This is a genomic window from Marivita lacus (genome assembly GCF_014637725.1).
Lineage (GTDB): Bacteria > Pseudomonadota > Alphaproteobacteria > Rhodobacterales > Rhodobacteraceae > Marivita > Marivita lacus.
Genome location: NZ_BMFC01000035.1, coordinates 1 through 10,328 on the forward strand (window position 1 = coordinate 1; position 10,328 = coordinate 10,328).

General features: G+C 52.0%; 7 protein-coding genes and 1 pseudogene. 4 read left to right on the forward strand and 4 right to left on the reverse strand.

Translation table 11 applies throughout. The features are described 5' to 3' along the window. A partial coding sequence (locus IEV82_RS23040) for a transposase (RefSeq protein ID WP_188484432.1) occupies nucleotides 1-362 on the reverse strand: 362 nt, incomplete at its 3' end. A gap of 904 nt (nucleotides 363-1,266) precedes the next feature. Between IEV82_RS23040 and IEV82_RS23045 the strand changes: the two genes are divergently transcribed. Then, a complete protein-coding gene (locus IEV82_RS23045) occupies nucleotides 1,267-2,835 on the forward strand; it encodes a DUF4214 domain-containing protein (RefSeq protein WP_188484433.1) in 1,569 nt (522 codons plus the stop codon). Between the two features lie 280 nt (nucleotides 2,836-3,115). Further along, nucleotides 3,116-3,595: a hypothetical protein gene (locus tag IEV82_RS24200; RefSeq protein WP_188484434.1), complete on the forward strand. Its 480-nt coding sequence runs from the start codon at nucleotides 3,116-3,118 to the stop codon at nucleotides 3,593-3,595. Nucleotides 3,596-3,652: 57 nt separating this feature from the next. Here IEV82_RS24200 and IEV82_RS23055 read toward each other — a convergent pair whose 3' ends face one another. Genes IEV82_RS23055 through IEV82_RS23065 form a run of 3 tightly spaced genes read right to left on the reverse strand, consistent with a single transcriptional unit; the run spans nucleotide 3,653 to nucleotide 8,677 of the window. Continuing rightward, on the reverse strand, nucleotides 3,653-3,910 hold the full coding sequence (locus IEV82_RS23055) for a hypothetical protein (protein ID WP_188484435.1): 258 nt from the start codon (nucleotides 3,908-3,910) through the stop codon (nucleotides 3,653-3,655). Nucleotides 3,911-3,950: 40 nt separating this feature from the next. Continuing rightward, nucleotides 3,951-6,119 (reverse strand): UvrD-helicase domain-containing protein, encoded by a 2,169-nt coding sequence (locus IEV82_RS23060; protein WP_188484436.1) that lies wholly within the window; start codon nucleotides 6,117-6,119, stop codon nucleotides 3,951-3,953. Beyond that, entirely contained in the window at nucleotides 6,116-8,677 is a 2,562-nt protein-coding gene (locus IEV82_RS23065; RefSeq protein WP_188484437.1) for a DEAD/DEAH box helicase family protein, read from the reverse strand. The genes IEV82_RS23060 and IEV82_RS23065 overlap by 4 nt, the downstream gene beginning before the upstream one ends. Nucleotides 8,678-9,671: 994 nt before the next feature. Between IEV82_RS23065 and IEV82_RS23070 the strand changes: the two genes are divergently transcribed. Then, nucleotides 9,672-10,109: a hypothetical protein gene (locus tag IEV82_RS23070; RefSeq protein WP_188484438.1), complete on the forward strand. Its 438-nt coding sequence runs from the start codon at nucleotides 9,672-9,674 to the stop codon at nucleotides 10,107-10,109. 44 nt (nucleotides 10,110-10,153) lie between these two features. Continuing rightward, nucleotides 10,154-10,328: pseudogene (locus IEV82_RS23075) on the forward strand (IS5 family transposase); the annotation flags it as partial.

Here is a 10,328-nt window from a genome sequence, read left to right on the forward strand (position 1 = left end):
TGCGCCAGCCCCTCGCGGTAGAGCCAGACGGTCTTGGTGTCGGGCACCCGATCCTGAAGTCCCAGGCCGAGGAACCGCATGAACGACAGCCGGTCGCACACCTGATATTCGATATATGCGATCTGATCGTCCGAAAGGTTGTAGAGCGCGCCCAGCAACAGCGTCTTGAACATCACAACCGCGTCCATCGGCTTGCGCCCGGCCCGCGACTTGCGCTCCGCCTCGGGCTTGCGCCAGACCCGCTCCAGAACCGGACGGAACTCCTCCCAAGGCACAATGGCGTCGATCTCGACCAGCGGGTCACGCTTGGCGTCAAGGCTCGCGTAGCGGTCTGAAAGATCAAAGAAACCCATCTGCGCCATCGTCAAACACCACAAGTCGAATGCCCTCTGCCTTCTATCCCAGCGCCAAGGTCAGGGCAATTTTTCGAGGTGCCCAAATGCTTTACACACCTGGCGTGGAGCGACACTTCTCCACACTTATCTGCGGAGATGATTGTGCAAAAACGACATGCCCGGATGTGGGTGCTGTTTCATGCAAAACTGCCAAAATGTCAACTTTATCTGACACTTGCTGCTCGGCAGAAACAAGGTGCTGCAAATACTTATTCACCCTTGACATTGAAATGCTGCACAGCCGGGACATAAAAGTGTGAGGGAAAAATATCTCAAAAATTTCCAATATAAACAATGCTTTATGTTTTATAAACCTTTGCAAATCCTCTTAAACTTCTCTAAAATATGATTGTTTGACAAAACAGGTACACATCCACTCACAGAGTTATCCACAGCATGTGTGGGAAAAATCCTGTGCTCTCGAGCAAGAAAGGGAACTTTGCTGTGAGTTGGAATATGACACTTCCCAGAAAGGTAGAGGTCCAGACAAGGGGGCTTTCTCAAGGATGTACTCAAGGGCCAAAAAAGTGAGAATACAAACAAAATATCTCATATAAGTATCATTATATTTTATATAGATATATTTTTCGGATCGGGTCATTCAGGCGCTTGCGCTTGAGCTACGACACATTGTAAAAAATAGGGTAAAGTACGAAAACACACAGAGAAATGTCGAACTTGGATCAATTCGAAGACCTCTGACCAATTCCCAAAAACATACGCCCATTGATCAATAGGATGCGAAGTTTGGGGGTGAGACCATGAGAATACCACCATCACACGATCTTTCGAAGGGTATACTCATAACCCTGTCCCAGTAAATCCACAGGCTGTCAGACATTTGGATCCGATACAAGAAAGACAGAGATACATGTCACAATATGTTAATGAAAAAAACTACCCAAACTCAGCAGTAGTATATATCGAAGCACGTTGGGGGGAGCAGACATTCTTTGGCTCCGGTTTTTTGGCAGGCATAAATGATATTTTAACTGCGTCACATGTTATTTACAATGGACAGCTTGGTGGACTTGCTGACGAAATAAGAGTCTTTCCACTATACAATCCGGAATCCCCAGATAACTTGTCGATAAAACCAATTCACTATCATTATTTTTCAAATTTCGATGAGGATTTTGATGGAATGGTACCTACTGGTGATTTGACATGGTGGTCGTATGCCGGGTCAGAACTGGACATAGCGCTACTCACCCTGGACATACCTTTAGGTTCCGTATTCGGCTGGTACGGCTTGGATTTCGACTATTCCGGTGGTGCTGTCAGTGTCTTGGGATATCCTGGTGTCTATGGTCGGCGACAGGTCATTGACGAAGGCATTGTCCAATCCAGTAACATTGACGGTGTCTTCTATCTGGATAGTGGAACACTGGACGTAAATCCGGGAAATAGTGGAGGGCCAATTTATTACGATACGATCGATGGACCCCTGGCAGTAGGTGTGGTTTCAACTTCCGTTGGCGCTACAAGCATTGGCTCGCATTCGGCTTGGTTACTTGCTGCGATCGAAAGTAATAATGACTATCTCACTGGAGACGGAGTTATTGAAGGCAGTTCTTCGCCAGACGTATTGATTGGTGACGATGAATCGAATTTCATTCTTGGCTTTCAGGGTGATGACCAGATTTCAGGTGAAGGTGGCAATGACATCCTGATTGGTGGAAATGGTTTTGACAATGCACTGTTTTCTGGAGGTATTTCGTCATATACGATGCGGCTGAGTGCGTATTATTGCGAGATCACAGACAGAAGACCATTCTCTGATGGAACTGATCAATTGGTCGGTATCGAGAAAATATCCTTTTCTGATAATCATTTATATCTTCAAAACTTCAATCGAGTGATTGATCTTGAACAAATCCAGATATCCGATCTTTCAGAGTTGTATATTGCATATTTCAACCGCGCTCCAGATGCCCTTGGCCTCAGCTTTTGGGGGACATCGTATTCAAATGGTCTGGATATTCGAGACATTGCAAATTTGTTTGGCTCTTCTGAAGAAGCACAAATAACATATCCGATATCAGTGCCGAACAGCGAGTTCGTTGGGACGATATATGATAATGTGCTGGGTAGGTCCCCAGATGAGGGAGGTCTGGTTTTTTGGGTTGATGCACTGGATGATGGTGCGGTGGCCAAGGAGCAGTTGATCCTCTATGTTTTGAACGGTGTTCCCGACGGGTCCGCCGATAGGGCCTATCTCGACCAAAAGGTAGATATTGGCACCTACTTTTCCGTGATCAAAGGCATGTCTGATAGAGAAACTGCCGCTGCCGTGATGCAGATCTATGATGGAACAGAGGCAAGTGTTCAGCAAGCTGTAACCGCGGTCGATATAGCCTATGCAAGCGCCCTTGATCCCAACAATGGACAGTTCTTGTTGCAATTGAACGGCATCGTCGAAAATCCGTTCATCATGTAAGTGCAACAGGCTTTCAACTGTAACTTATCTGACTGCAGCACCAAGAGTGAGATTCGGCCTATTATCGAGTTCCAAACCGCATCACATATCGATTTGAAGTGAAGCTGGCACGGGTTTAAACCCTTACAGTCCTCCAGTTCAATCTTCCGTCTTTTGTATCTTCCTGGTCAATTTGAAGACAAGACCTGGTAGAATGAGATTCTTCTTGAGGATGGGTGCGGTCGCTTCCTCGCAATTTGGACATATCTCATCTGCCTCCACGAAAGCTCCGCCGCAATAGATGCAGTTTTTCATTTTTGTTATTTTCAACATTTCACCTCATATCGACATCGTCGACATATTGTTTGGTTTTTGCTATTCTCAGCTGCTTGAAGCAGTTGTGGGTGATCGTGCTTGCTATCGCGCCACGAGATATCTTGCGGAGACATACCCTGTCATACGCGATGATGACAAAAGCGATACGCGACACCAGAGGTGTTTTTCGACGTTGACACATCTGTCCTGTCGCAGCGAAGTGTCATTTGGCAGACCGATGATTATTCTGTGGTTAAATCCAGGTCCCGAGCGCAATTTCAGAAGGTCGCCTTCACCTACACCCGCCACAACTGCATTTCCAGTCAAGGTGTTTGCACAGCCTGAAATCAATATCAGAAAGATGCTTACCAGGATAGAACGTCGCATCATCTGTATTTTCCCGCTGATCATTCAGTTCATTGCCACTCACCAGCACACTGGCATGTTGCCTGCGTGTGATGTGTGAAAGCAATTGCGTCCATTTGTAGATATCTGAGAGCCATTTTCTCTTTTTTGGAATTGATCATTCGCCTGATGCACTCGATCTGACGAATTCAATTGCAGAGAGGGCCTCTTCCAGGATCGTGATGTATCCGTCCTTTTCTTCTTTGCTCATCTTCTCGTTGCGCCGAATTGCCCTGAAACTTGCCATCAACGCACTGCGCAGCTCATACGCGTGTTGTTGATTGACGATCACCCGCTGGCCCAACAAAATGTGGATCAAGATTTTTTGAGCTGTCACTTGGCCCGACAGATATTCCATGGTCGTGGGTTGGGTCACGGGTTCGCCTCCTTCAGAGTCGTAAGGGTCACGGATTGGCTCAGGGCTGGATCAACCCTGTCGGTGCACCTGACCAGGACAGCCGCAGGATTTTTTTTGCCCGCGTCGCGGCAACATGCAGAAGCGCACGGTATTGCGTGATGATGTCCTCCCAATCGGCCGCATCTGCTGCGGATCTGAAGGCATCTCCCGGCGGAAAGGAGGTTGCGGACAGGAATGGGATTGCGACAGCAAGAAACTCGAGGCCTTTTGCGCGTTGCATCGTTGTGACCCGTACACCGGTTTGTCTTGTCTCATCCCTATCTGGTGGCAGAGCCATGGTATGGATTCCAGACATACGGAGCGCGTCTCTCACACGGTCCACATCCGCCCGGCGCGCGCACAAGACAGCAATATCCGACAGCTGCACCTCATCCGCGGACAAGCTATGGATCCAAGCGGCGACACCGCTCAACTCTTCTGCTTCAGTCAGACATTCCACCAGCTCGGGCTCTGCCCCATGAGTCAAGCAAATGTGATCTTGCAGGGTGTCCGTTCCCCCATCAAGGTTATCGACAGGCACCCCCTTCACGACGGAAATGGCCCAAGCACCGATTTCCTGCGTGGTCCGGTAATTGAGCCGCAACCGTCTCGAGTGGCCACGGATGTTGATGCCACAGGCCGACATGATGGCCCGCCGCCTATGGATCCGCTGATGTGCATCCCCGACAATGAAGATCGATTTGCCGTTGCGCTCCGCAGCTTGCGGAATAATCGCTCGGATAAGCCGGAACGCCTGCTCACCCATTTCCTGTGCTTCATCCACAATCACCGCCGCATAGGGCAGTTTGGCCGGTTCCGCAGACAAGATCTCGATTGCATCGCGATAAGCGTCATCAGGTTCGGCAAGCTGCAACAGGATCATACGCGCGCGATAATCTTCAAAGATCTGCCACAAGGCTGCACGCTTGTGTCGGTCCAGAGCTGTGCCGCGACCAGTTCGTGGGATTTTCAAATAGGCATGCAGATCGATGACGCCCTTGGCTTGCACGATCTGCGTCCATTCGGCTTTCACAAGCGTCTCAGAAACCCCTTCGGGTAGCGCATGATCGACAAATACGTCCTGCCAGAGTTGATCCAATCGCTCTCGCGCTTCTCCGAAGAAGACGATCTCGCGCGCGTGGTTCCTGCGCTTGAGAAAATGAGCCGCCCAAAGATCCAGACTGATCACCTCGATCCGTGAGGGCAACGCATCAAGATGCTCCGGACACAGCAGGCGCAAATTGGCCTCGAGAATCTTCGCCGCGTTTGCCGTGAACGTGGTCAGCAGGACACGCTCTCCACTTCTGGATGGGTCGGCCTTGATCTGATCAGCCAGATGCTTTGCCCGGTGCATTGCCACAACCGTCTTTCCCGTCCCCGCGCCACCGAGCACCAGAACGGGATCATCATAGTCCTGGTAGGCCAGCTTGCGCTGCACAGGATGCAGGAATATTTCCCAGCCGCTCAGATCCGCATCAAGGGCACGGCGCAGGTCATCCTGGGTTTCGGGGATAAAGATGGTCTGACGGCTTTCTTCCGTCACGATCAGCGTGTCAAAGGCGCGCTCGGTTCTGTGCAGCGCCGTTTGCGACTGATCGGACATTCCGGTCAACGCATTGACTTCGTCATCTGTATATCCGATCGCGACCGCGTAGAGAACCTGATAGGTCAGTGGATCGAAATCCTCCTCACCGGCTTCCAACGCCTCTAGAGATCTTATGGTCCGGATGGCTGGAAGTTCCTCTTCCAGCACGCCAAGGGCACACAGCTGCTTGTCAGCCACATGCATAAAGAGATGTGGGACCGGCGCAGCAGATGTGACAATCGGCACAGCCGTCGCATTGCAACCGTTGATGACACGAACACGGTTGGTCATTGGGTCCAGCTTCACCCGCCGCCCCGCCGCCCAGCTCGAGGCCTTTTCATGTTCGTTCACATGCAAGAACATGACGTCGCGACCGATCGCACATGCGATTGCCCGATGTCGTTTATCGATATGCAAGAATTTGATCGCGCTGTCCCGTGCGCCATCGACCATTTCGAGCTTCAGCTCATGCCTGAAGGAATCAAACATGTAACGGCCTGCCAGGGTCATGAAGCGGAAGGCGACATGATCCGGCAGATTGCGCAGGCTCTTCATGCAGCCAATGTGGTATGACAATCGTTTGCCAACTCTCCCTGTCATCATTGCGACTCCTGCAATGCAACAAGGATCTTGGTTACGGCGTCCTCTACCGGGGCTCTCTCGGGATCATGACAGATCAGCCGCCAATGGAGATCGTCATGACATTGTTCCGAGACAGCCACCGAGGCCTCGGACCAGCCAAATTCCATCCTTCCCACAACACGTCCGGTCGATACCAGATCCTCTCCGAACCGATCTGGCACCGGGACTTCTGCCGCAATCAATGCCGCAATCAGAGGATGAAACCGGACATCACAGAGGGCCCGCGCCTGCCGCCATGCCGCAACAGGTGCATCCATCTTTGCGCTATTGTCCGACATAACCGGTGGCGGAAAGACTTCGAGACCACGAATTTCCAGATGGAACCCGCGCACGCCCTGAAACAGATGCACAAGACGCCAGAGATCGTCGCAGATGTCGGAAAAATCAGACCTTGCCGACAATGACTGGCCCGGACCGGGAAGGTCTGCGCGCAGAAGGATCCGCAACTCTGCATCGGTATGCGGCAAATCTGTTGATGAGATTTGCGCACAGGCAAGGTAGAGTACAACAGCGCCCTCACCAATCCGCTCCGCCAGACCCGGTCCCGCCAGAAACCTCTGGCCAGCCTCGCTGAGTTCCGAAAATACCGGGAGATATTCAAGCGGTTGGCCTGTTGCAACAAGCACCCTGATCAACGCTGATTGAAGTGTGCCATTGCCCGGCACCACACCATCCAGAAGGCACTTGAGACCCTGCAGGGAGGGTCCAGTGAGCACAGCTGCGATCCCGTCCGCATGCGGTGCAAGCTGCGGATGTGCCAATACCCGTTCCAGGCGCTCGACCAACGCTGGTCCCAGAGCGATCTTCGAAAAAGAGCGAGACGAAGCCGGATCGTCAAGCTCCAAATCCCTGCACGACAGGCTCCAAACGTATAGCGCGCCTGACCGGATCATCTCGATGCAGTCCAGCACGTCCTTGCCCACCGACCTGGCATGATGGTCAGACTGATCGATTGTAATCGCGATGGGGCGTGCGTCACTGCGCCCAATCGGGGTCAACAGGAAGTCCACCCGTTTCTGCGGCAACCCGGGGTAGCGGATATCTGTGTTCACCTGCGGCTCGATTGTCCAAAGCCTGGGGGCCTCGGATGTCCCGGCTCGCAACACAAACCCCCGCCGGCCACCAGGCAAAACCTGTGGCTTCAGGGCTTCGTTACCCCCATAAAGCTTGCTGAGGGCATCGAGGAACCGCTTCTCCAGATGACTTTCAACCGGAATGTCTTCTATTGACCCCTCGAAGCCGAATTTCACTGGCGTCGCACGGCCCAAGCGCGCGAGAAGCGTCACCACCTTGTGCGCCATCTTCCGGACCCGGATGTGCAGTCGGTCATTGGAAAGGGAAGATGACCGTCTGGCAGAGCCCGATCGTGCCGAAGCCACAAGAGACGTGACCCTATCAGAAAGAAGCCCGCGATCCGGCGTGATCCGAACCCACAAGACCCGCATTTTTGACAGGCCTTCAGCGGCAGCGCCAACCAAAGCCGCTCCCTTTTGCGCTGCACCGGATATGAGCACAGCTTGACTTGGGAGCGTGCCTTTCTGGTGGGGGAGCGCGCGCACTGACCCATGGTGCTGGTCCATGCCTTCTGCCGTGCGAAAAGATGAAAGGACATCACGCGTCTCTGAGAGCGCCGCCTCGTCTTCGTACCGCGCACCCAACAGGGGTTGCGCGGGGCGCTGCTGCAAAATTTTGGGGGCATCGTCAGACACGAGAGTGCCCAAGGACCCAATACAGATCAAATGTCCCTCAGGTGTCCCCAGCCGGTATTTGAGGTTCCTGATCAAACGGGCGAGATCCGTCCGCTGGGCATCCCCAAACCTATGAAGATCTTCCACCATCAAAAAGCGCAGCGTATCTGGTGCATTCAGCCGCCAGAGTGGCGCCTCACGAGCGTGCAACAGCAGGTGGTCGAGCATCTTGTAATCGGTCAGCAAGATATCGGGCGGGTTTCGCCGCATCGTCTCTCGATCCGTGATGAGACTGTTGGGTGTGACCTTGCCCACCGGATCCCTTGTCCCGACATCTGCGTAAATTCCCGCACGCACCGCATGCAGCGATGTGATCTGAGAAATCGCTGCTGCAATCCGGCTCACCTGTTCAGACGTCAGCACGTTCATCGGGCAGATCAGGATCACCTTGATCCCCGGGGTTTCCTTGTAGCGCCGACAGTGATCCAGGATTGACCAGAGATGGGCATCCAGATTGCCGGACCGCCCTGCAACGACCGGGGAACGCCTCGCCCCGCCCCACATATGATCTAGACCGGTCACGTATCGCTTGATGGGCAAGAGACGCTGCGCCCAATCTGAGAGCCGGTGCGCCTGTTGTCGTTTCCCAAAGCCATAAGGTTGATGAAACGGTACACCAGTTGACAACCACGACCCTTTCGGACCGTAGCCAGACTTCGCAATGAACCGTTCCATGATCCAGCGACAGGCCGCTCCACTGCCGTCCAGCGCCATCTTCAGCTGAGCATTCAGGCCGCCCCGTATAAGTCGGGCGAGAACAATCGGATCCATGTCAGGAGGCGTCCCTGGTCTCGAGAGCCGCGACCCGTTTGCCTCCTGTCGGCGACCCTATGTCGTGACGTGTCATTTCGTACGCGCCACCAAAAGCCCCATCGGCACGCCACACAGACCTCACCAGGTTTCGCGCAAGCGCCGCCATGCGCCGCCAACCGTGTGACGCCACGGCCATCTCTTCAAAATGCCGCACGGGGCTCTCCCATGCGAGACAGGGAAACTCTTCGAAAGGGGTTTCACTGAAATGCAGGTTGCACTCGGCCTGCCTTGCTTTCGCAGCCCACAACGGCACCGCGAACCTGTCGGTGCGCACCTCTTGGTGCGATGGCTTGGTCCGGACGACCCGATCGATGGAGAATGTGACTACGCGACGCCTCTGCGCAATCTGCACATCAAAAAAACCAACTGCGCGTACATCAAATCCACGCGTCCATTCATAAGAAGATACATCTGGAATCAAGCATCGCTCGCAATTTGGTAAAATCATTGAACGCAACCCGACCCTCAGGGGTTCTGTACACCCCCAACAACTGTAACCACGAGCAATACAGAAAAAAACCGAGAGATGATCGTAAAGAAGTTCCTTTCACTTGGCATTTGACTGAAATTTCACCATGTGAGGCACTCACTATAATCTTAAGTTGAAATATAAATTAATATAATATAATTAAGTATATTTATTTAAAAGAAACACTTCGTGGTATAAAAATTCAGATATTTTCAACATGTGAATACTCTAATTACTCAAAAGAGAGATTATTAAATTATTTAAGTATTAAATGTTATACAACTTACTTCAGATAGAAAAATCAGAAAAATATATGTTGAAATAAATTTTCGCAATGGCATTACATCTATAAATCCTCGAGTACTGCGATTTCAAATGCAAAAGAGATAAAACTTTATGCATACAAACCACATCTGACACAGATCTAACCAGAGGCGAAAGCCACTACGGGAATGCCTGTGAAACCGTAACTTGGGACAAAAAATGCCGTTACCAACTCCGGATCAACTCGTTGAACTGCAAAGAAGACTGAATCTGTCAAGTTCAGGAGGTGCGAAAAAATATGGAACAGCTGACAAGGTTCGAAATGCACTTAAAAACCAGTTAAAAGAAGCTGTTATATATGGGGCGGGTACCGCAGCCAAATCAATTGTCACGCATCTGAGCGGTGCTGCTACGATATCTGCAGGTGCTGCAGGCGTGTCTGTGGCGCTTTTCCCGATAGGTGCAGCACTTGGTCCATGGATTGGCGCAGCCAGAATTGCCGGAAAAGCGGATGGGATTTTTTCCCTTCATGATCTCAAACAATATGCAACAGCAACAAACGGATCATATTATCCATGCTCCTGTGGAAAATGTGCCGAAGGCTTGCAGTATGTGATCGACAAGCAAGAGGAACGTCTGAAAAACCTCGCGTGCTGAGCGGTTTGAGATAGACTGTCGGAGAGGGCAATGGAGCCTCGCCGATGCCCAAGCAGCCCGCCTTTCCCGGTCTCCGCCACGCGATGAAGAAGAAGCAGACACGGCGGGAGAAATTCCTCGCCGAGATGGACGTGGTTGTGCCGTGGGCGCGGTTGTTGACGCTGATTGCGCTGCACTACCCGAAGGCTGGACCAAAGGGTGGACGACCGCCCATTCCGC